This is a genomic window from Bacteroidales bacterium (assembly GCA_012519055.1).
Classification (GTDB): Bacteria; Bacteroidota; Bacteroidia; order Bacteroidales; family Salinivirgaceae; genus JAAYQU01.
Genome location: JAAYQU010000023.1, coordinates 33078 through 55051 on the forward strand (window position 1 = coordinate 33078; position 21974 = coordinate 55051).

17 protein-coding genes and 2 tRNA genes are annotated in these 21974 nt (G+C 36.4%); 13 read left to right on the forward strand and 6 right to left on the reverse strand.

The window, feature by feature from the left end:
- Nucleotides 1-124: 124 nt before the first annotated feature.
- From GX311_04595 to GX311_04605, 3 genes are all read left to right on the forward strand, one after another.
- A complete protein-coding gene (locus tag GX311_04595; protein NLK15658.1) occupies nucleotides 125-712 on the forward strand; it encodes a LemA family protein in 588 nt (195 codons plus the stop codon).
- Between the two features lie 44 nt (nucleotides 713-756).
- Nucleotides 757-1194, forward strand: a complete 438-nt coding sequence (locus GX311_04600; GenBank protein ID NLK15659.1) for a TPM domain-containing protein — start codon at nucleotides 757-759, stop codon at nucleotides 1192-1194.
- Nucleotides 1195-1258: 64 nt separating this feature from the next.
- Nucleotides 1259-1993, forward strand: coding sequence for a TPM domain-containing protein (locus GX311_04605; GenBank protein NLK15660.1), 735 nt, complete (start codon nucleotides 1259-1261; stop codon nucleotides 1991-1993).
- 86 nt (nucleotides 1994-2079) lie between these two features.
- Here GX311_04605 and GX311_04610 read toward each other — a convergent pair whose 3' ends face one another.
- Together GX311_04610 and GX311_04615 are read right to left on the reverse strand one after the other, a co-directional pair.
- Nucleotides 2080-2598, reverse strand: a complete 519-nt coding sequence (locus tag GX311_04610; GenBank protein ID NLK15661.1) for an archaeosortase/exosortase family protein — start codon at nucleotides 2596-2598, stop codon at nucleotides 2080-2082.
- A gap of 100 nt (nucleotides 2599-2698) precedes the next feature.
- A tRNA-Gln gene (locus tag GX311_04615) sits at nucleotides 2699-2769 on the reverse strand.
- Between the two features lie 97 nt (nucleotides 2770-2866).
- Between GX311_04615 and GX311_04620 the strand changes: the two genes are divergently transcribed.
- Nucleotides 2867-3499 carry a polysaccharide deacetylase family protein gene (locus GX311_04620; protein NLK15662.1) on the forward strand — a complete coding sequence of 211 codons (633 nt, stop codon included), beginning with the start codon at nucleotides 2867-2869 and terminating at the stop codon, nucleotides 3497-3499.
- Nucleotides 3500-3573: 74 nt separating this feature from the next.
- A tRNA-Ala gene (locus GX311_04625) sits at nucleotides 3574-3647 on the forward strand.
- Between the two features lie 115 nt (nucleotides 3648-3762).
- Here GX311_04625 and sppA read toward each other — a convergent pair.
- The 4 genes from sppA to GX311_04645 all read right to left on the reverse strand — a co-directional run bounded on the left by sppA (nucleotide 3763) and on the right by GX311_04645 (nucleotide 11735).
- Nucleotides 3763-5544: a signal peptide peptidase SppA gene (sppA, locus tag GX311_04630; protein NLK15663.1), complete on the reverse strand. Its 1782-nt coding sequence runs from the start codon at nucleotides 5542-5544 to the stop codon at nucleotides 3763-3765.
- A 153-nt stretch (nucleotides 5545-5697) separates the two neighbouring features.
- Nucleotides 5698-7179: a TolC family protein gene (locus tag GX311_04635; protein ID NLK15664.1), complete on the reverse strand. Its 1482-nt coding sequence runs from the start codon at nucleotides 7177-7179 to the stop codon at nucleotides 5698-5700.
- A gap of 206 nt (nucleotides 7180-7385) precedes the next feature.
- Nucleotides 7386-7847 carry a TonB family protein gene (locus GX311_04640; protein NLK15665.1) on the reverse strand — a complete coding sequence of 154 codons (462 nt, stop codon included), beginning with the start codon at nucleotides 7845-7847 and terminating at the stop codon, nucleotides 7386-7388.
- Between the two features lie 168 nt (nucleotides 7848-8015).
- Entirely contained in the window at nucleotides 8016-11735 is a 3720-nt protein-coding gene (locus tag GX311_04645) for a T9SS type A sorting domain-containing protein (protein NLK15666.1), read from the reverse strand.
- A gap of 204 nt (nucleotides 11736-11939) precedes the next feature.
- Between GX311_04645 and GX311_04650 the strand changes: the two genes are divergently transcribed.
- The 8 genes from GX311_04650 to GX311_04685 all read left to right on the forward strand — a co-directional run bounded on the left by GX311_04650 (nucleotide 11940) and on the right by GX311_04685 (nucleotide 21895).
- Nucleotides 11940-12752 carry a glycogen/starch synthase gene (locus tag GX311_04650; protein ID NLK15667.1) on the forward strand — a complete coding sequence of 271 codons (813 nt, stop codon included), beginning with the start codon at nucleotides 11940-11942 and terminating at the stop codon, nucleotides 12750-12752.
- Between the two features lie 16 nt (nucleotides 12753-12768).
- Nucleotides 12769-14034 (forward strand): DUF4270 domain-containing protein, encoded by a 1266-nt coding sequence (locus tag GX311_04655; protein NLK15668.1) that lies wholly within the window; start codon nucleotides 12769-12771, stop codon nucleotides 14032-14034.
- A gap of 49 nt (nucleotides 14035-14083) precedes the next feature.
- Nucleotides 14084-15919, forward strand: a complete 1836-nt coding sequence (gene glmS / locus GX311_04660; protein ID NLK15669.1) for a glutamine--fructose-6-phosphate transaminase (isomerizing) — start codon at nucleotides 14084-14086, stop codon at nucleotides 15917-15919.
- 18 nt (nucleotides 15920-15937) lie between these two features.
- Entirely contained in the window at nucleotides 15938-17968 is a 2031-nt protein-coding gene (gene metG / locus GX311_04665; GenBank protein ID NLK15670.1) for a methionine--tRNA ligase, read from the forward strand.
- Between the two features lie 101 nt (nucleotides 17969-18069).
- Nucleotides 18070-18588 carry a hypothetical protein gene (locus GX311_04670; GenBank protein ID NLK15671.1) on the forward strand — a complete coding sequence of 173 codons (519 nt, stop codon included), beginning with the start codon at nucleotides 18070-18072 and terminating at the stop codon, nucleotides 18586-18588.
- Between the two features lie 71 nt (nucleotides 18589-18659).
- Nucleotides 18660-19073, forward strand: a complete 414-nt coding sequence (locus GX311_04675; GenBank protein NLK15672.1) for a hypothetical protein — start codon at nucleotides 18660-18662, stop codon at nucleotides 19071-19073.
- A gap of 3 nt (nucleotides 19074-19076) precedes the next feature.
- A complete protein-coding gene (locus GX311_04680; protein NLK15673.1) occupies nucleotides 19077-20723 on the forward strand; it encodes an ABC transporter ATP-binding protein in 1647 nt (548 codons plus the stop codon).
- Between the two features lie 116 nt (nucleotides 20724-20839).
- Nucleotides 20840-21895 (forward strand): redoxin domain-containing protein, encoded by a 1056-nt coding sequence (locus GX311_04685; protein NLK15674.1) that lies wholly within the window; start codon nucleotides 20840-20842, stop codon nucleotides 21893-21895.
- The last annotated feature ends 79 nt before the right edge of the window (nucleotides 21896-21974 follow it).

Consider the following 21974-nt stretch of genomic DNA (forward strand, 5'->3'; position numbering starts at 1 on the left):
TTTATGAACAAGATCAAATAAACTGTTGTCATAACTTATATCTATATCAATTGTGCTTATGCTATTTATTATATATGAGTTTTTTCGTAACTTTGGATGGAAATTAATTTTAAAAAATAGAAAAATGAGAAAAAAAACAGTATGGATAATTGTGATTGTTTTAATCGCACTTATTGCAATTTCGCCCGTAATATCTTATAACGCAATGACTAAAAAAGAAGAAGCCGTAACAACGCAGTGGAGCAATGTTAAGAACGTTTATCAACGTAGGTTAGACCTGATTCCCAACCTTGTGAACACCGTTAAAGGCTATGCCGACTTTGAAAAAGAGACTCTAACGGGAGTTGTTGAGGCTCGCTCGAAAGCAACTCAAACAACAATTGATCCAACAAACCTGAGCGAGAGGAATATTGAGCAGTTTCAGTCTGTACAAAACGAGTTGAGTGGCGCATTATCTCGTTTAATGATTACAGTGGAACGTTATCCGGAATTGAAAGCAAGCCAAAATTTTCTTGAGTTGCAAGCGCAACTTGAAGGTACTGAAAACCGTATTGCCGTTGAGAGAAGAAAATTTAATGAGGCAGCACAAGATTTTAATTCATATATCAGACGTTTTCCTAAAAACATTTGGGCAAATCTTTTTGGTTTCGAGCGAAAAGCTTATTTTGAGGCTGATACAGGTGCAGAAAAGGCACCAACTGTTGAGTTTTAGAACTGTTTTTACACATCTATATAAAAATTGTTAAGTTGTTGAAAATGAACTCAAAAGATTTTTTCACTACTGAGCAAAAACAGCAAATTGTTGACGCAATTGGCGAAGCAGAACTCAACACTTCGGGCGAAATTCGCGTGCATATAGATACGAAATGTAAAACGAAAAACCCAATCGACCGAGCCGTGCAAATATTCAATAAACTCGAAATGCACAAAACTGATTTGCAAAACGGTGTTTTAATTTATCTTTCTGTGTTGGATCGCAAGTTTGCGATTATCGGCGATGAGGGGATTGACAAAAAAGTGCCTGACGATTTTTGGAATAATACCAAAAATTTAATGATTGATCATTTCAAAAAAGGCGAAATGGTAATTGGGCTAACTGAAGGTATAAAACTTGCTGGTTTGCAACTAAAAGAGTTTTTCCCTTACCAAGCTGACGATGTTGATGAGTTACCCGACAAAATTTCTTTTGGATAAACAGTAGTGTTTATAGATAAATCACTTTTCAAAGATTATATAACCTGAAACATTGAAATTGATTATGATTCGAAAACTTCTTTTTCTATTAACATACATATTGTTTGCAAACCTCATATTTTCACAGGATTTGCCCGATCCAATGTATCCCCCACGACTATTTAACGACTTTGTTGGGATTTTGAACGCAGAGGAAACTCAAGCTTTGGAGCAAAAACTACTCGCATTTAATAACTCTACGTCAACTCAAATATACGTTATTGTTGTTGCCACAACTGGCGATTATGAGATTGGCGACTATGCCCAACGCATTGGTGAGAAATGGGGCGTTGGGCAAAAAGGCAAGGACAATGGGGCAGTTATAGTAATTGTGCCTAAAACAAAAAGACGTCACGGAGAAATTTTCATTGCAACAGGCTATGGACTCGAAGGCGTTATATCTGATGCGATTGCGAAACGCATTGTTGAACATGAATTTATACCCATTCTCAAAAACGATACAATTGAGGGTAATCGCTACGCTATTGGAATCAATCGTTCGGTTGATGTTATGATACAACTTGCCTCTCAGGAGTATTCTGCAGATGAATATTACAATTCCACCATTGAAAAAGACAGTAACCTGACTGCATATATAATATTTGCAATCATCCTGATTATTATGGCAATTCTTAAACCGGCAGGATCGTCAAGTAGTGGTGGCTATAGTGGCGGAGGTGGCGGCTATAGTAGAGGCGGAGGTTTTAGCGGTGGTGGTGGCGGCAGTTTTGGTGGCGGTGGTGCAGGAGGAAGATGGTAACTACATTATTTCACAAATCTCCTACTGCCACGATTTAACATTGTTATAAGAAAAATAATTTGGACCTTCCAATCCATTAAGTTTAACTATCTATTGTTTATTTTAGACCACACTACCCACAAAAGAAAAATCGTTCCATAAACGAAAAAAATTGTCCCGTATTTATGCACAAAATCAAATAAACCGAAATCATAACTTATAACTATGCTAATAAAAGTGACTCGACTTACATTTGCTACCAATAAAACAAAGATGCCTACCAATATATAAAGTAGCTTTTTATAAAATTGTCCAAAATATGTTAAAATAAAGCCTGCAAATCTGACTATGTTACTAATTCCAAGACAAGCATACGTGAAATAAATACTATTCTCTCCAATAGTAATCATATTGCCGGTCATGAAAGCAGATACCCCTAATAAATTTAAATGTTTTGTAGTTAAATACGTCATCAACGTACTAAGATTCAGACTTGTAATAAAGTTTTTTATTGCACTAGATATTATCGGAGAGTAAGTCACTAATAAGTTCAAGCCTGTTCCAATTGCGAAGCTTAAAACGAATCTGAAAATGGTGTTATCCTTATATTTTGTCCAAATTTTCACTTCGAATGCGTATATAGTGTCAAAGGTAAGAATTAATTGTATTGTTGGGAACGGAGTTATAAAAAAACCCTCACAACTTAATGATTGCGAGGGCTCTGAGTTGACCCATAAGGATTCGAACCTTAACAGGCAGAACCAAAATCTGCAGTGCTACCATTACACCATGGGTCAGTGCCATTTTATGTGGGTGCAAAAGTATAATTATTTTTATAAACATCAAAATAATATTTAAAAATTTAGCATTTTTGTAAAAACATCATGTAGATTATTGTCCAGCTTATACAAAATAATTGCTTCCCTTTTCCCTTATACTGTTTGGAGAATCCCAAATAGTAAAAGGGAAGTTTATATTACTTTTGATGATGGCCCAAATCCAGAAACTACTCCTTTTATTTTAGAAACTTTAAAAAATTTTAATGCAAAGGCAACCTTTTTTTGTATCGGCAAAAATGTAGATAGAAATCCTGAACTTTATCAAAAACTGATTAACGAGGGACACTCTACTGGAAACCACACATATAGCCACTTAAAAGGATGGAAAACTAATAACAAAGAGTATTTCGAGGACATTGATTTAGCTTCACACTACATTGACAGCAAACTGTTTAGACCGCCATACGGGCGTATAAAGTTGTCGCAGATAAGAAGATTAAGACATGATTATCGTTTAATATTCTGGAATATATTATCGCAAGATTATCTAGAGACAATAACACCCGAAAAATGTTTGAACAATGTTATTCCACACGTTAAATCAGGCGACATTATTGTTTTTCATGATTCACTGAAAGCTTTTCCACGCATGAGTTATGCCTTACCAAAGGTTTTGGAGTTTTTGCAAAAAAACGGATTTGTTTGTTGCCCAATTATACCGATTGGACATCGGTATTTACAATTGTAAAATTTTATAAAAGATTAGACTTTTATAAAATTACAATTTGTATTAAATAAATTATTAAATTTGCGCACTCTATCGGGGATTTAGCTCAGTTGGCTAGAGCGCTTGCCTGGCAGGCAAGAGGTCAGGGGTTCGACTCCCCTAATCTCCACACGGCACAGTTAAAAGGTGCAAGGTAAAAGGTACAAGGAGAAAGTTTTAAAAAGGAAAGGAGAAAGGTAAAGGTTTAGTAAACAAACTTTTACCTTTCTCCTTTTCCCTTTTTGTTAGTTGATATCTAAGTCGTACTCCATTCTGGCTTGTATTCCACTCATTTTAAGTGCGCTTGTGATATGTTGCAAATATTTTGCTGCTACTATTTTATCGCCTGAAATTCTTGCAACCACCTCTGTTTCAAATTCTTCTAAAAGAACCTTGAATGGGTCTTTAAGCGTTGGTAATTCAACAATTCTATAATCCTCAACTTTTGCTTTCTCGGCTGCAATGCGAACGGCATCGTTTAGTCCACCGAAGAGATCAACAAGTCCTACGTTTTTGGCATCAATGCCAGTCCATACACGTCCTTCTCCGATTTTATCAACTTCGTCAAAACTCATTTTTCTAGCCTCAGATACGTGTCCAACAAATGTTTTATATACTCTCACAATTTGTTGCCTAATAATCTGCTCTTCGGCATGCGTCATCTTTCGCATTTGCGAACCCATATCAGCATATTGATCTGTTTTAACGGTATTAACAGTTATTCCCAACTTAGAATTAAGTAGTTTTTCTGCATTAAACATTATCCCGAAAACACCTATAGAGCCTGTTATTGTATTTGGACTAGCAACAATAGTATCCGCAGCACAAGCAATATAATAACCTCCGGAAGCAGCTACATTACCCATAGATACTATTAATGGTTTTTCCTTTTGTGTCAACTTGGCTTCACGCAAAATTGTTTCAGATGTAAGGGCACTACCACCTGGGCTATTTATGCGCAAAACAACTGCTTTAACACTTTTATCTTTTCGTGCTTCAGCAAGAGCTTTTGATATGTTTTCAACGCCTATTTCGGTATTACTACCTTTACCCGTACCTATCTCTCCTTGTGCATAAATAATAGCTATCTTCGATTGGTCGATAATTAATTTATCCGACTTCTTGCCCGGCACATTTGTATATTTATATAAACTTATTGTATTAAAATCCTCTGTTGAGTCAGTTTCTGATAACGATTTTATTTCGTCACAGACCTCATCGTAATATCGCGCTCCATCAATCATTTTGTTGTTTACAGCAACTTCTGGATTGAGCATAGCAAACTGATTTGCATAATCCCGCAGTGCTGATACTTCAATTGAGCGCGCTTGACCAATACCAGTAAGCATGTGTGTCCACATTGACTCTAGGTATGTTTCAATCTGTAAACGGTTCTCCGGACTGATATTGTCTTGAATAAATGGCTCTACTGCAGATTTGAAACGTCCGTGTCTAATAACTTGTGGCTCAACACCCAATTTGTCAAGAGTGCGCTTATAAAGCATAACATTTCCTGCTAATCCGTTAAATTGCATGACCCCTTCGGGGTTAAGATAAATTTTGTCACTAACCGATGCCAAGTAATATGCTTTTTGAGTATAAATATCGGCATAACTGATTAAAAATTTCCCCGACTCTTTAAACTCTATCAAAGCATTTCGTATCTCTTCTACAGTAGCCATTCCTGATGAAAGCATATCGGGACGTAGTAAAACACCCTTAATATTCTCATCATCTTTAGCTTTTTTCAAATTTTCAAGGATTTTGTTTAATCCTACAGAAGATTTGTCTGACTTGCCTGACAATTCTCCAAACGAAAAATTTTCAAATGGATTGTCTGATGTTCGGTCTACAATAGAGCGATTTAGCTCAAAAACAATCGTTGTGTTAGGTTTAACTGTAGCTACTTTCGGTTTATCAAAAGTCATAAGACTGGCAATAGCACCAACGAAAATAAATATCGATAGAAAAAGTGCTACAATCATTGCAAGTAGCGATGCGAAAAAATATTTAAAAAAACTTTTCATATGTGTATGTTTTTATTGATTTATTTACTTAAAAATTATTCTCCGATTGAGACTACTAAATTAAACAATAAGCGACAGTTTTAAAAGAAAAATCAAAAAATATTTCTTAAAATATTTGAAATACAACATGGTAGAGTGGTGTACGTACTGTTTCTACTCTATCTCTAAATCAACTTTTATCTCTTCGTTTCTGATAAAATCAAAGGCTGTTAGTCCTCGTAATGCATAATAGTTTAGCCAGTAATCGCGAATTGCACTTACATAGTTTCTTCTGGCTCCGTCACGTTCGTTTCCAGCGATATTCAGGTCGGTTATGGCTACCTTGCCTACCATAAACCTCTGTTTAGCTACCTCAAAACGCAACTGGCTTATCGTATCTGCTTTGGCGGCAGTTAAAATCTGGTCTTTTTGCATATTAAACCTAAGAACCTGCAAAAAAATTTGTTGTTCAAAATCGAGCTGTTCCTGTTCTCCAGTAATTTTTGTCAAATCAAGGTTAGATAAAGCCATTTTATAACGTCCTTTGCCCCGCCCCCAATCGACTAAAGGTATTGACAATCCAACACTTACCATTTGCTGGTCAAGCATATCTTTTGTCAACTCTTCTAATTCATTACCTGTTTTCGATAACCCGAATGAGACATACAGGTCAGCATTTAAAATGCGTTCGCTTCTGGTACGTGCAACCTCTCTTTCAGCCTCAATCATGTTACGTTGTATCTCCAACATCTTGGGATTATTTTTCAAAGCCAACTCTAATGCTTTATCTGAATCAATGACAACGTTTGGTACACTGTCAGGAACAACTATTTTTAAAATAACTGTGTTTGGATATCCCAAAAAAGAGCGTAGCCGAAAATGATAATCCTCGTAATCGTTAAGAGATTGTTTATAAGCATTTTGCGAATTCAGAAAGGTTAGCTCCATCTGTAAAAGTTCATCTCTTGCAATTGTTCCAATATTATAACGCCCTTGTGCAATTTTGTACAAAGTGTCGTTATTCTGGTAGTTAATTCTTGAAATTTCTGTGTTAATTTGCGCCAACACCAAATCAAAAAATTGTTGGACAGCGCGTTGCGAAATATCCTCCAATCTTGACTGGAACTGTTTTTTTGCCTCTTCGTAACGTATTGGCTCTATTTTTCTTTCCCATTTATAAGGGTTAAATGTAAAAAGTGGCTGTTTGTACGATATGTTTATTGGGTTCAACATATACGATGTAGCGGTGAGACTATCGGTAAAAAAATCGGTGCGCTGCAATGCCGAGCCAATTGAAAACTCGCCTCCTGTAAATGGTACCTTTTGTGCTAAATTTAGTTGTACGGAAGAGTTGTTCCCGCGTCGTTCGATAAAGGTGTCCGAACCGTCGGGCAGAGTGTATGAGGTTAACGAACGGTTTATTCCAAGTGGTAACGAGGTAAGCGATAACGAGGGTAAATAACCTGCTCTGTATGAGCGATATTGCCAATAAGAGGCTTTAAATGTATGGCGTGCCATGGCACTATGTGGCGACTTGTTGCGTGCAATTTCAATTAATTGATCGAAAGTAAGCAGTATAGTGTCTTTTTGTGAATACAAAGCCTCTCCAAATAGCAATAATGGTACTATAAGAATCAACGACTTAACCTTTTTCATTGGGAGCATTATTAATCCACACAAAGTAAACAAAATATGGTAAAAATATAAAGGTAAAAGACAAAAGAAATTACAACTTGTTGATGGCTAATAGAAAAAAGGCTGCCTCGTTGTGCACCCGAGACAGCCTAAAATATTAATTATGAAAACAAATTATTCAATAAATATACTCTTTTTATTTTAGATTATAACTGTCAAATTTCTTATTACTCTTCCGGCAAAAATTCAACGGGATAAACAAACGCGCTTCTAACTATTTCCCCCTCATGAACAGCAGGTGTCCATTTTTCTACAGACTCTACAAGTCTAATGGCTTCTTTGTCAAACTCTTCATTAACTCCTCGCACAATTCCAATTGAACTTGCTGTACCGTCTTTCTCGATTACAAATTTTACATAAACAACTTGCATTTCAGTAACTTTAAACTTTTTAGGGTCTGGAGTAAGTTTTTCTAAACGCTCCTCTTCGGTACCAGCCCAACCCGCTGGTTCTTCTGTTACCAAATAAATTGAATCTGACGTTAACTCCTCAATTTGTTGAGGTTCAGTTTGCGTAGCTTCTTCACTTTGTTGGTCTTGCTGTTTACCTGTGTTTGAACCACATGAAACGATAATGCCACAAACTGCTATTGCGGCAATCAATTTGATTTTTAAATACTTGATGTTCATAATTTTGATCTTTTTAGGTTTATATAGTTATTATTTACGTGTTTTAAAATAAAATATTGTGTCTATCTTGTTTTTCTAAAAAGTTAGATTAAAGAGTTATTCTTAATTTAATGCTATTACTGTAATTATTGACATTATAAAAAACAACTTCACGGCATTAAATCCTGTCTATTTAATTAACAAAACAGTCGTTCCCTTGTAATTTCCAAATTGATAGTTCAACAAATATACTCCGTTTTGACCTTTATTATTAAATTTTTCAACAATAATTCTTCCTTGAGCATCACTATTATGATTTCTACTATAAACGATTGCTCCCTTTGTGTCAACAATTGTTATTGTGCCGCTACTTGTAGGAGGTAGTCCATCTAAAACAAAATAGGTTGATGCCGGATTTGGATAAACTGTAATAGTTTTCAATTCGGTCTCCGACAGAATTATTGTGTTGTCAAAGGTTGTAATTTTTATACTTTTGCCATCAGCCTGTTTGCCGTCTGTTGCAACTATTTGAAAAATATATTCAATGTCTGGTAAAGCAGGTGCTTTGCCTACTAAATGATATTGACCACTATTTTCATTCAATGTAACCCAGTTGGGGTTGTTAAATATATTGACAGTAACAGGATCATTATCGGCATCACTTACTGTAAACGGGATATTAAAGTTATTATCTATTTGTAATGTAGTGTCGGCTAATCCGCTTATAATTGGTCTTTGATTGATTATTGCCGGAATATCTAAAACCGGCGGAAAAACAATTCTGTCAATCCATGCAGCATCGGCACCACCAACACCTGAATAATCTTTTTTATATCTCCAGACAAGATTGTGTGTGCCCTCTGTTAATGAGAAAGCTACTTTTGTCCAACTTTCATTATTACCCCAAATTCCAAGACGTTGATTATTAACAACAAACTCTAAATAGTCGTATGGGGTAGAAGAGCTTGAAGTTTCGCACGAGACTTTCAACCAAAAGCTTATAACGTCCGGCTGAGTTAACGTAATTGTTGTTGAGATTTCCGTACTTTGACTATTACCAATGGTTCCTGATTTCATGCAATGTCCGCCATGTAATCCATCTCCGGAAAAAGTCCATGGGCTTGATGAATTGTTAGTCCATATTGGTAAATCAAATGATGAGTTATTAAAATCTTCAACTGGCAAATTTGCCCTGTTATTTACCATTATTCTCTCAGCAAAAGTCCCATCAGACACTATCGCTCTTAAAGAAATGTTGTCTCCGACAGGAGAGTCTTCGTTAATTAATAAAAAACAAGTTAATGTTGACGATTGTAATGGAGACAATGTGTCTGTTTTGAACTCTGAATTAATAACTGTACAATTGCCTGATAGCAATGTAAAAAAGGCGGTAATAGAGTCTGTTTTAACACCTCCTAAATTTGACACGGGGATATTTACTGTTACCACCTCACCTTTTTCAGGCAACTGATTGCAGTTACCCCCTTGACAGTCGTCCCAAGAAGCTTCTCCCAACGACAAAATTGGTGCTAACACAGGAATGTGAAAATAGTCAGTAATAAATATATTATCGGAAATTAAAAAATCTATTTGAAACACAATATTTCCTTCGTTTTGTATTGAAAATGGAACACTAAAACTTATTGTTTCTGTAGTGTTAACAACTTCATTTGGTTCAATATCTCCCAAAATCAGCTCTTTTGCTTCTACCTGCAATCCATTTGTAATTGCTGAAACAACAGCTATACATTGATTTGCACTTGTAAGACCAATATTTTTAACCTCAATTGTCATTTCTGAGGTTTTGCCTGATACAGCGTAATTGTGAGGATTCCCTTGAATCTCATACCCATTGTAAACCAAAGTTGGTCCTGTGGGTTGAAGAAAAATAACGGGAACCGTGTCAGACAACACATTTCTTCCATGTGAAATCAAAAACAGAGTATCAGGCTCTCTTACCGTAGGGTAAAAACTCATAACTGTCGTATCTGATACAATTGATTTATTACCATACAGTTTGCCATTTTTGTCGAGCAATGAGACGTTATAATTTTTTGGACCAGTGGTATTGACGATGGTTATTTGATTGTCTCCTGCATATGCATCTCCAACAACCGAAAACGTTGACGATGATGGCTGTGATGTCCATACAGGAAGTAACGGATCTCCTAGAATATTACACGCATAATGCACCCATCGTTGAGCACCTGGCTCGTACTCGGACGGAAGATCAACCCATGCTGCTGTACGCAACTGACTTACCTGATGTGCCTTGCCTAAATATTGAGACTCTAATCCGTATAATCCATGTACAAATTCGCGATGAAGGTGTGTAGAAGGTCCCTCGGTTTGTCCCTCATTAAACCAACCATACCGACTATTTCCCACAAATCCACTTGCAAAATTTGGCAACAAAATCATTCTTTCTGCAATACATTCATCTTCGTCAAATGCAGCTGCCAAGCAACCGTGCGAATAAACCAGTGGATTCAAATGTGAAATACCGTCGATAGTTGAGAAGTAAGTCTCTGTCAGGTCTCCTTTGTTAAATCGCATTAAATAGTTTTCATTGGCATGACCCACATGATGAATAAATGATGTTCCTTGATTGATTTTATTACGCAATTGCGTAGCACTCCATGTTTGATGCCTATCATATAAACTATCATAAGGGTCTGAAGGTGGTATACCTTGAGTGGTATAACCATTATCATCATGAAGTCCAACTATCAAGTCAAGATATTGAGCACCCCATGTTAGCGGATTATCCCATAGGTGTTCCCCTGCAAGCAGAGGTCTGTTTGTGTCAAAAATCACAGGAGAAAAAGCATATCTGGTAATCTTTGACAAAAAGTTGTTTAGCTCAGTTGTATTGCTAAAAGGAATGCGCCCAATGGCAAGTTCCGGAAGTAAATCTGCTTCTGCAGGTTCGCCATATATTCCATTTTGGTTACTGTCCCAGTTTCCGTCAAGGGCTGAATAATATAAATCTGAGGGTATGTCTCCGGTATGAACCGATGAAGATTGAACAGATGAACGTAATTTTCGGGTAGGAATTATCTCTGTATCGCCACCCAATACAACAAAATTTATTCTTTTCGATTGATAATAATACTTAATACAGTTTCTTATTTTTTCTGCTAAATCGACACCCTGGTACAAACTATTAATCTGTTCAGTTGTAACAATGGCAGATTTTTTACCACGTGCTCGATAAGCTACTTTGAGGGAATTTAACTCATCGGCAAAAGCACTTGAGGTAACAATTAAAACATCAATTTTATTGTCGATATTTGGCGTAGATGAAACTTTCGGCAAGTCGTGAGGATTGTCGATAAATGAGTTTAGTAGAAACAGATCGTTTTCTGTTAAAGCCGTTGGAGCTGTTCCGACAGTTCCATACACCTTAACCTCTATTTTGTTGTGATAAATTAGTTTTGACTCTACAGGATTATATTTAATCGGACACAATCCAAACATAAGCACGGGCGTATTGTTCAGATAATGAACACTATACTTTATCTCCTCAAAATTTTGACCCATATATACCGACTTGGAGTAAACATGCTCGTTAGGTGTAGGTTCTTCACGGTTTTCGTAATCTGATAACGGTCTAACGTTTCCTGCCGGTGATATAATTCCCTCTACATTCAAGGTTTTTGCGTGATGAGAAATAATTTCAACTCTTTCAACCTGCGTTCCTTCAGGAAGCACCAAATTACACGCTCTCCAGGGTAATAGCGGATAGCCATTAATAGCCTTATTTAAACATCCGTCAATCTCTATCAGCTTTTTTTGACTGTCGCCAACAATGACGGGATTTGAAAAAACATACTCCTGCTTAAGTATCTGCGACTGCAAATTTGCAGCAAGGCTAATAAAATAAAGGGCAATGACAAATAGTCTCATAACAAAATATTTTATCTAGTTGAAAAAACAATATTATCAATTCTCGAGCTTTTAAAAAAACGTTCAAATGTACATAAAAGTTATCACGAATAAAAACAAAATAATAACGCCAACTATATAAAAAAGAGACAATATTGGATTTCAAAAAAAGCTAAAAATTTCTTATCTTTGCAAAACATAACAGATTAGTACGAATATATTACAATGAAGAAAAAGGGAAATTCAAGAATTCTATATGTTGCTCAAGAAATATTTCCTTACCTACCTGAAAGCAGCATAGCAAACACTTGCCGATATTTACCGCAAGGTATCCAGGAAAAAGGAAAAGAGATTAGAACTTTTATGCCTAAATATGGCTGTATCAACGAAAGACGAAATCAATTACACGAAGTTATAAGACTTAGTGGAATGAATCTAGTTATTAACGATACCGATCATCCTCTAATAATAAAAGTTGCCAGTATTCAATCTGCAAGAATGCAGGTCTATTTTATTGATAATGAAGACTATTTCCAGCGCAAGGCTGTTCTTGTTGATGATGATGGCAAATTTTTCGCCGATAATGATGAAAGAGCAATTTTGTTTGCCAATGGAGTTCTCGAAACCGTTAAAAAACTAAGGTGGTCTCCTGATATTGTTCACTGTCATGGATGGTTATCAGCAATTGTAACACTTTATGTCAAACACGTATATAATCAAAATCCGCTGTATGAGAACTCTAAAACAGTTCTAACGTTATACGATGAAACATTTGAGCACTCTTTAAACAAAGAGTTTTTCAAAAAACTTACCCGTGAGAATATTCCTGCATCTGCAATCAAATTGTTAGAAAAAGATCCCTCTTACATCAATTTGATGAAAACAGCTCTAGATGCGACAGACGCTATTATAATTGGTGATAAAAACATCAATCCCGAGGTTTTAGAGTATGCAAAAAAGTCAGAAAAACCGATTTTGGAATACCACGAGGACGAAAAATGCGTTGATTTACATAACGAATTTTACGATCAACTTTAACACCAACTATCACTAAATGCAAAGACTATTTATTATCAGTGCTATCCTCCTCTCAATTTATGCTTGCAAAGAGGATGATTCAATTATCGGAATCCATTTACAAGATAATAGATTCACGGTTAAGTATGATACCTTACATACTATAAAAACTTCTACCAAATTTGCCGATAGCTTGTCGCTAGCTGGTGCAACTATTGGATTAATCGGCGATTATAACGATCCCCAATTTGGAAGAACAAGGGCGGCCTTGGCATTGCAGTTAGTTCCAAAAGCAACGTTAATTAACCTTGGAAACAATCCAGTGGGAGACAGCGTTGTTCTAAAACTTATTGAACGTTCGGGATATTACGGTCTCGATTCTGCAGCTACACAAATTGTTAGGGTGTATAGAGTTAATGATGGTATGAGTTTAGATGACTTTGACAGCACAGTTGTCAATTTTTCAACTCTAAACAGCTATAAAGGTGCACTGCTAGCCGAAAAAGAGATGATATTTAATCCCTCTGACTCCACTCCTTTTGAAATCAAGTTGTCTACACAAGAGTTTGCTGCAACACTACTGAACGATTCTGTAAATTTCAAAAATGATACTATTTTTAAAAGCTACTTTCCTGGTTTGATAATAGAGGCTGAAAATCAGAGTACTAACGGGAATATTATTAGTATTGATTTAAGCCAAGCCGATACTCGCATGAGACTGCACTTTAGAAATGATACAGATACAACATACTTCGATTTTCTTCCAAAAAGCACCTCAACAAAAAGTTACTCTATTTTTGACCACGACTACTCAAGTACAAATATACCAACCTCATTAACTGATACAACAAATCAACCTCTTGCATATATGCAAGGCATGAATGGATTAGGCATAAAAATTGACATTAATGGATTAGATTCACTTTTCAGTGACGACATTTGGGCAATAAACTCAGCTCAATTGATATTAAAGATAGCTCCTGAAAGCGATATTGATAATTATATTCCACCAACATCAATTATTGTTAAAATGGTTGAAAATTCACAAGAAGTATTTACTCCTGACTATGGAAGACCTGGCGGATTAACAACAACTCCGGAGGATTACGACAATAAAATCAACGGTTATAAGATTAGAATTAACAAATTATTGTACAAGGCATTAATTGAAAAACAGTCATCAATTACCCTTACTACTTATGCCACAAGTCCTTTAACAAAAGCTAACAGGGCTATCATAGCTGGTCCGGAACATGCCAATGATAGTGTTAGACCTGTTATTCATATCATAAGATCAAAATAAACAAATTAAGGCTCAATTGTAAAACAACAATATCATTAATTTACTAAAAATGTGTGGAATAGTTGGATATATCGGAAAAAGACAAGCGTTTCCAATAGTAATAAATGGGTTAAAACGCCTGGAATACAGGGGCTATGACAGCGCAGGTATTGCCTTATGGAACAACAAACCGTTTGTATATAAAAGCAAGGGTCGGGTAAGCGACTTAGAAAAACTAGTCGAAAATCGCAACGTGGAAGCCAATATTGCCTTTGGTCACACCCGCTGGGCAACCCACGGTGAGCCTAACGACATCAATGCACACCCCCATGTTTCAATGAATGGCAAATTTATATTGATACATAACGGAATAATTGAAAACTACCCAAGGTTAAAAAAACGTTTAGAAGACCGCGGTTATGTTTTTAAATCAGATACTGATACCGAAGTTTTAGTAAATCTTATAGAATACGTTTACATAAAAGGAGAAGTTGATGCAGAAACAGCTATTAGACTTGCTCTAAACAAGATTATAGGAACATACGGGTTAGTTGTTTTTTGCACCGATGAGCCCGACAAACTCATTGTTGCACGCAAAAGTAGTCCTTTGGTTATTGGAATTGGAAGTGGCGAATACTTTATAGCATCGGACGCAACGCCAATTGTTGAACATACAAATAGTGTTATTTACCTGAATGACAACGATATGGCTGTGATAAAAAGCAATGAATTGCAGCTAAAAACCATACAAAACGAAGAACTTACTCCAATTATTCAGAAATTAGATTTAGATATAGGTGATATAGACAAAATGGGTTTCGACCACTTCATGTTGAAGGAAATTTTCGAACAACCCCGCTCTATAATGGATACATTGCGCGGTAGGATAGCTCCTGACAATACTGATATCCGACTTGGAGGTCTGTTTGCAGTAATGGACGAGCTTGTTAATGCAAGACGAATTCTGATTATTGGTTGCGGAACATCCTGGCATGCTGGATTAGTTGGCGAATATTTGATTGAAGACCTTGCTCGTATCTCCGTTGAAGTTGAATACGCATCTGAGTTTCGTTATCGGGATCCCATACTATATCCCGATGATGTAATAATAGCCATTAGTCAAAGTGGCGAAACTGCCGATACTTTGGCAGCTATCCGTATGGCTAGGGAAAAAGGTATTACCGTTCTTGGAATATGCAACGTTGTTGGAAGCTCAATTTCACGCGAAACCGATGCAGGAGTATATACTCACGCAGGTCCTGAGATTGGCGTTGCGTCAACAAAGGCGTTTACCGCACAAGTAGCCGTATTAACCATGATGGCTCTGATTATTGGCCATAAAAAGAAAACCATATCAACCGAGCAATTTAATGAAATGGTTGATGAGTTGCGAAATGTTCCAAACATAATTGAAGAGATTTTGCAAAGAAACGATGATATTCGCAAAATCGCAGAACATTACAAAGATGCAACAAACTCAATATACTTAGGAAGAGGATATCTGTTCCCTATTGCCTTAGAGGGAGCCCTTAAATTAAAGGAAATCAGCTATATACATGCCGAAGGATATCCTGCTGCCGAAATGAAACACGGACCAATTGCACTGATCGACGAAAATATGCCAGTCGTATTTATTGCAATAAAAGATAAAAGCCACGATAAGATTGTTTCAAACATTCAGGAAGTTAAAGCACGTAAAGGAAGAATTATTGCCGTTATTAACGAGGGAGACGATATCATTAAAAACCTTGCCGACCACGTTATAGAGATCCCACAAACAATGGGCTTTTTGTCACCATTGACGACAGTAATTCCATTGCAATTATTATCATATCACGTTGCAACGATGCGAGGCTGCAACGTAGATCAACCACGAAACCTTGCTAAATCAGTAACAGTAGAATAAACTATACATTTTTCCACAATGGAACCCAAAAGATATTTAATTACCTCTGCCCTGCCGTATGCCAACGGACCTGTTCACATAGGACACCTTGCAGGAGTTTATGTGCCTGCTGATATTTATGTACGATATCTTCGTTTAAGAGGTCGCGATGTAATTTTTATTGGAGGAAGTGACGAACACGGTGTTCCCATTACCATAAAAGCTCGCAGCGAGGGAGTAACCCCACAGGACGTAGTTGATAAATATCACGCTATGATTAAAGACTCGTTCAAGCGATTTGGGATATCTTTTGACATCTATTCACGTACATCAAATAAAATACATCACGAAACAGCCTCAGAGTTTTTCAAAAAATTGTATGACGAAGGAAAATTCATTACACAAACATCTGAACAATATTACGATCCCGAAGCCAAACAGTTTTTAGCTGACAGATATATTACCGGAACTTGTCCAAAGTGTAGCAACGAGGCTGCTTACGGAGATCAATGCGAAAAATGTGGTTCATCGTTAAATGCGACTGATTTGATTAATCCAAAATCAACAATTTCGGGTGCCAAGCCAATAATGAAAGAGACTACACACTGGTATCTGCCTCTAAATGAGTATGAACCCTGGCTACGCGAGTGGATTTTGGAGGGTCACAAAGAGTGGAAGTCAAACGTTTACGGACAATGCAAATCGTGGATTGATGGAGGCTTACAACCGCGAGCAGTTAGCCGCGATTTAGATTGGGGTGTTCCATTGCCAATTGAAGGAGTAAGCGGTAAAGTTCTATACGTTTGGTTCGATGCACCAATCGGATACATTAGTGCTACAAAGGAACTTACTCCAGATTGGGAGAAGTATTGGAAAGATAAAGAGACCAAACTTGTGCATTTCATCGGGAAAGATAATATTGTGTTTCACTGCATTATATTCCCCTCAATGTTGAAGGCTGAGGGCACTTATATCTTGCCAGACAACGTTCCTGCCAACGAGTTTCTAAATCTTGAAGGCGACAAAATTTCTACATCAAAAAACTGGGCAGTTTGGCTTCACGAATATTTAGATGACTTTAAAGGCAAAGAAGATGTCCTTAGATACGTGTTGACAGCAAACGCACCAGAAACCAAAGATAGCGACTTTACGTGGGCTGATTTTCAGGCACGTAACAACAACGAACTTTTGGCTATCTACGGCAATTTTGTAAACCGCTCATTAGTTTTAACTCATAAATATTTCGAGGGCGTTGTGCCACCTGTGTTAGAGGTTACCGACTATGATAATGAGATTATCAGAGAGATGGGCGAAGTTCGTGGCAAGGTTGAACACGCTTTGGAGAACTATCGCTTTAGAGAGGCTTTACAAGAAGCCATGAATTTAGCACGTATTGGAAACAAATATTTGACAGAAGCCGAACCCTGGAAACTCTTCAAAACGGAACCAAGTCGTGTAGCTACGATACTGAACATATCTCTTCAAATTACTGCCGGATTAACAATTATACTTGAGCCATTTTTGCCATTTAGCTCCGAAAAACTGCGCAAAATGCTGAACACAGAAAGGCTCTGTTGGGAAAAGGCAGGACTAACCGACCTACTCCCTATCGGTCACAAAATTAATGAACCCGAACTGCTATTCGAGAAAATCGAAGATAGCGTAATTGAAGCGCAAATTAACCGTTTGAAAAACATCAAAACGCAAAATCAAGTTCAAAACGCCACCGTAGCCGAACAGCTACCAAGCGTAACATTCGACGATTTTACCAAAATGGATATCCGTGTTGGGAAAATCTTACAGGCTGAGAAAGTTGCCAAAACAAAAAAACTGATGAAACTGCTTATCGATACCGGTGTTGACCAAAGAACGGTTGTATCTGGTATCGCCGAATATTTTGAGCCAGAAGATGTGATTGGCAAACAGGTTTCCATTTTAATAAACCTTGAGCCTCTCGAAATAAGGGGGATACAATCGCAAGGTATGATTTTAATGGCTGAGAATGCTGACGGAAGACTAACATTTGTATCTCCTCAGACCGAAGTTAAAAACGGGAGTACTATTAAATAGTATATGAATGTATTTAAGGGAATTGTGCTTTTGATTCGTTAATTCTACATTGTCTACATAACAACACAAAAACTATAAATAATAATTTAAAAGAGAACCAGATGAATAAATTAAAGCTTATAGCCATAGGGTTAACTACAATCCTGACTTTTAATCATGTATACTCTCAAATTAATTATTCAATAAAAGCCGAGACGGGATTTTTAAAATACCAAAATAATACAATAGAAGTTGACCCAGGTCCAAATTGGAAAGGTTACAATTTGTACGAACAAAACGGTATAGACTTTAACATTGTAAACGGTATAAATTTAAAAAACAAACTATTTGTGGGAATAGGATTAGGATACTTGAATTTTGAGGGGATAGATGGATTTTCGGCATTTGCAGATTTTGAATACTTGCCTTTAAAAACCAAACTAACGCCACTTGTTAATTTAAAATTCGGATACAGTCACATTTGGAATCAATATAAAAATGGCACTGGCACAGGACTTTGTGAGTTTACCGTTGGACTGAACTATAGACTGACAGAAAAAATAGGTATTTATGCAAAATCAGGATTTGCCATGACACAACAATCGTTGTTAATTCCGATTAGACTTGGTGTTCGATTTTGATGAGTTGCGAAGTCAAGATAAATAACGCTGTAGAGCATTAAAACTACACGTCAGACATCAAACAAATCACATTGGAACAAAAAGACTACATACTCCGTGAAATAGAAAAGATAGGGCTGATATTAAGTTATATACGGCAAAAACTATTTGGCGGGAAAGAAAGCTCGTCGTTAACCATTGAAAATAAGTTTGATACGGCTTCCACCATGTTGTTTGAGGAGTCAGAGTTCAATCTGAATAAATTTTTGTCATTAAATACTGAAGAGTCAAATAAATATATATCAGATTTTAAGGGTTTTAGTAGTGAGAATATTGAATTATTAGCGGATTTAATTTTTGATATTTGCATTGCTGACACCTCAAATGAGTCAAAAAAACATCTTGAAAAGGCATTACAACTATACGAATTTTGCAACTCGAAAAGTAAGACTTACTCTTTAAAACGAGAGAATAAGATACAAACAATCAAAAAACAGATAAGGTAAACGGTGTTACACATTGAAAATCTAACAGTTAAGTTTGACAATAACACGGTAATCGACAATCTGACTCTCGATTTGCAGAAGGGTCAAATAGTTGGAATTGTTGGCGAATCCGGCTCAGGCAAATCAATGACGGCACTTAGCATTATGGGGCTGTTGCAAAAAAATGCGCAGATGTCGGGCGATATTATTTTCGGAGAACAGAAAGTTTATCTGAACAAGCTTACCGAACAAGAGTACAGAAAAATACGCGGAAACCAAATATCAATGATATTTCAAGATTCGTTGACTGCCTTTAATCCGTCGAAACGGATTGGTAAACAGCTAGTTGAGATAGTGCAAATTCATCAAAAAACAACGTACAGACAAGCGCAAAACAAAATTTTTGAGCTGTTCGAACAGGTAAAACTCTCGCCGGCTGAACGTATTTTCAACTCATACCCTTTTCAACTCTCTGGCGGACAGCGACAACGCGCGCTTATTGCAATGGCATTAGCCAACAAACCTCAACTGCTAATTGCTGACGAACCCACAACAGCGCTCGATGTTACTGTACAGAAAGAGATTGTAGAACTGTTGCTATCACTAACAAAGGAAGAGAATCTCTCAATGATATTTATTTCACACGACTTAGCTTTGGTTTCGCAAATTGCCGACCAGATTGCCGTAATGTACCAAGGTGTGATAGTCGAACGTGGAGAGACAAAAAATATTATCTATAATCCTCAAAACGAATACACTAAGGCTCTGATAAAATGCAGACCTACGCTCCAACATCAAAAGTTTAGGCTACCCGAAATATCAGACCTTATTGATAGCAACTCAACTTTACACGAAGACCCCACTTTAATAGAATCAGATATATCTGATAATAAGATAATTGAGACAAAGGGTGTTAGCGTAGAATATGCCGACCATAAAAGAGAGAAAGTTGTAAAAGCAGTTGACAATGTATCGTTTCAACTATTTGAAGGAGAAACACTTGGATTAGTTGGTGAAAGCGGTTGCGGAAAAACAACTCTTAGCCGAACACTTCTGAATCTTATAAAGCTATCGTCCGGAGAGATATTTTTTCAAAACAAGCCACTAAAATTAATAGCTGCAAAAAGACTGAAATTCAGTAAAGAGATACAAATTGTTTATCAAGACCCGTACTCATCACTGAATCCTGTAATATCTATTGGTGCAGCACTGCACGAAACTATGTCAATACATAGCCCCGAGATGACGCGCAAAGAGATTCGCCTAAAAGTTATCGATCGGCTAATAAAAGTAGGATTAGATGAGTCGTATTACAAAAGATTACCAAGTGAACTAAGCGGAGGGCAAAGACAAAGAGTAGTAATAGCACGTGCACTAATCCCGCAACCCAAGATTTTGATATGCGACGAAGCCGTTTCAGCGTTGGATGTCAGCGTCCAAGCGCGTATATTAAATCTGCTTAACGACCTGAAAAAAGAGTTTGGGCTGACTTATATATTTATTTCTCACGACTTATCAGTCGTTAAATATATGTCTGATCGTATAGCCATAATGCAGAACGGTCGCTTTGTAGAGATAGGCAATGCTGAGGATATTTACAAAAAACCCGAGACGGAATATACAAAAGAGCTTATTGAAAGCATTCCAAAGTTTTCAGTAGTGAATAATTAACAATTGGAACACTGATGACACGGATTAAACAGATAATCACAGACTGTTGAATTGAATGATAAGTGCCTGTAGATTAGCAATCTATATCAAATAAAATTAAACTAATAGAATTAATCATGAAAAAAATATTGTTCAGTTCTACAGTTATCTCAATAATCTCACTGATTTTTGTTATTTACCTTCCGGCAATTGGATTGTATGCAACCATTCTGTTTTTTGCTCTTTTTACTTTAGTGATGCCTAATGCTTCCAGCAGAATGCTAAACAATTGGCTATTAATCTATTTACCTTTTTTCGTACTACATTCAATCCCCTTGATTATATTCAACTTTACTAAAAGCGAGTACTTATTAAAGCTATTTGCATTTTCCGAAATATCGTTCATATTAAGTGGTTTAGTCCCTGTGTTTATTTATGCCGCACTAATTATCAAACATCATAAACTTAATGGTTTAATATTAGTTGTTGCATATGCACTGTTTATTGTTACGGGCTTTTACAGCTTGCATTTTCAGACATTTATCGCTGGTACTATATTTCTAATATTGAGTATTTACTTGCCGTTAAATCCGAATAATAGCTTTTTCAAAAACTTTTTGTTTCTATATTTTCCAATATTCGTTGTATATACGTTAAGTCTGCTTTGGGAACCACTTTTCGATGGTTCACATGTAGAAATGAACTGGTACACTTTACCTATAAATTTGATAATACCCATCTCTATTCTTATTGGACTAAAGGTACGCCAAAGAAAATATAAGATAATTCGTATAATTCCGTTAGTAATTGTGTTTGCTTTCATTGGCTTTATCGTGCATCCCAATTGGTCAACTTTTTTATTAAAAAGAGATGATATAAAAGAGATCCCTTCAATATGCATAATCTCAGATACAAATGATACTATTGATATTTCAGAATCCTCGAAAATAGTTGTTCTTAACATTTGGTCTACCTCTTGCGGTGTATGTTTTAGAGAATTTCCAGAATATGAGAAGTTGTTTAACAAGTATAAAGACAACCCACGCGTGGATATTTATTCAGTTAATGTCCCTTTAAAAAGAGACAGTACCCACAATACTGTGGAACGGGTAAGAGAGAAGTACTGTTTCCCGATACATTTTGCTGAAAAATCTTTCTGTAGTAAGCTAAATATTCAATCTTCCCCAAAATGATTATTTTTAAAAACAAAGAATTAATTTATTCGGGCTCACCTGAATACGAAAACAAAAATTATTGGAATTGTTACCGAAT

Bases quoted from the DNA above. Each gene is read 5' to 3' on its own strand.
- GX311_04595 (NLK15658.1), top strand. From the start codon at position 125: ATGAGAAAAAAAACAGTATGGATAATTGTGATTGTTTTAATCGCACTT.
- GX311_04600 (NLK15659.1), top strand. From the start codon at position 757: ATGAACTCAAAAGATTTTTTCACTACTGAGCAAAAACAGCAAATTGTT.
- GX311_04605 (NLK15660.1), top strand. From the start codon at position 1,259: ATGATTCGAAAACTTCTTTTTCTATTAACATACATATTGTTTGCAAAC.
- sppA (NLK15663.1), bottom strand. From the start codon at position 5,544: ATGAAAAGTTTTTTTAAATATTTTTTCGCATCGCTACTTGCAATGATT.
- GX311_04635 (NLK15664.1), bottom strand. From the start codon at position 7,179: ATGAAAAAGGTTAAGTCGTTGATTCTTATAGTACCATTATTGCTATTT.
- GX311_04640 (NLK15665.1), bottom strand. From the start codon at position 7,847: ATGAACATCAAGTATTTAAAAATCAAATTGATTGCCGCAATAGCAGTT.
- GX311_04645 (NLK15666.1), bottom strand. From the start codon at position 11,735: ATGAGACTATTTGTCATTGCCCTTTATTTTATTAGCCTTGCTGCAAAT.
- GX311_04650 (NLK15667.1), top strand. From the start codon at position 11,940: ATGAAGAAAAAGGGAAATTCAAGAATTCTATATGTTGCTCAAGAAATA.
- GX311_04655 (NLK15668.1), top strand. From the start codon at position 12,769: ATGCAAAGACTATTTATTATCAGTGCTATCCTCCTCTCAATTTATGCT.
- glmS (NLK15669.1), top strand. From the start codon at position 14,084: ATGTGTGGAATAGTTGGATATATCGGAAAAAGACAAGCGTTTCCAATA.
- metG (NLK15670.1), top strand. From the start codon at position 15,938: ATGGAACCCAAAAGATATTTAATTACCTCTGCCCTGCCGTATGCCAAC.
- GX311_04670 (NLK15671.1), top strand. From the start codon at position 18,070: ATGAATAAATTAAAGCTTATAGCCATAGGGTTAACTACAATCCTGACT.
- GX311_04685 (NLK15674.1), top strand. From the start codon at position 20,840: ATGAAAAAAATATTGTTCAGTTCTACAGTTATCTCAATAATCTCACTG.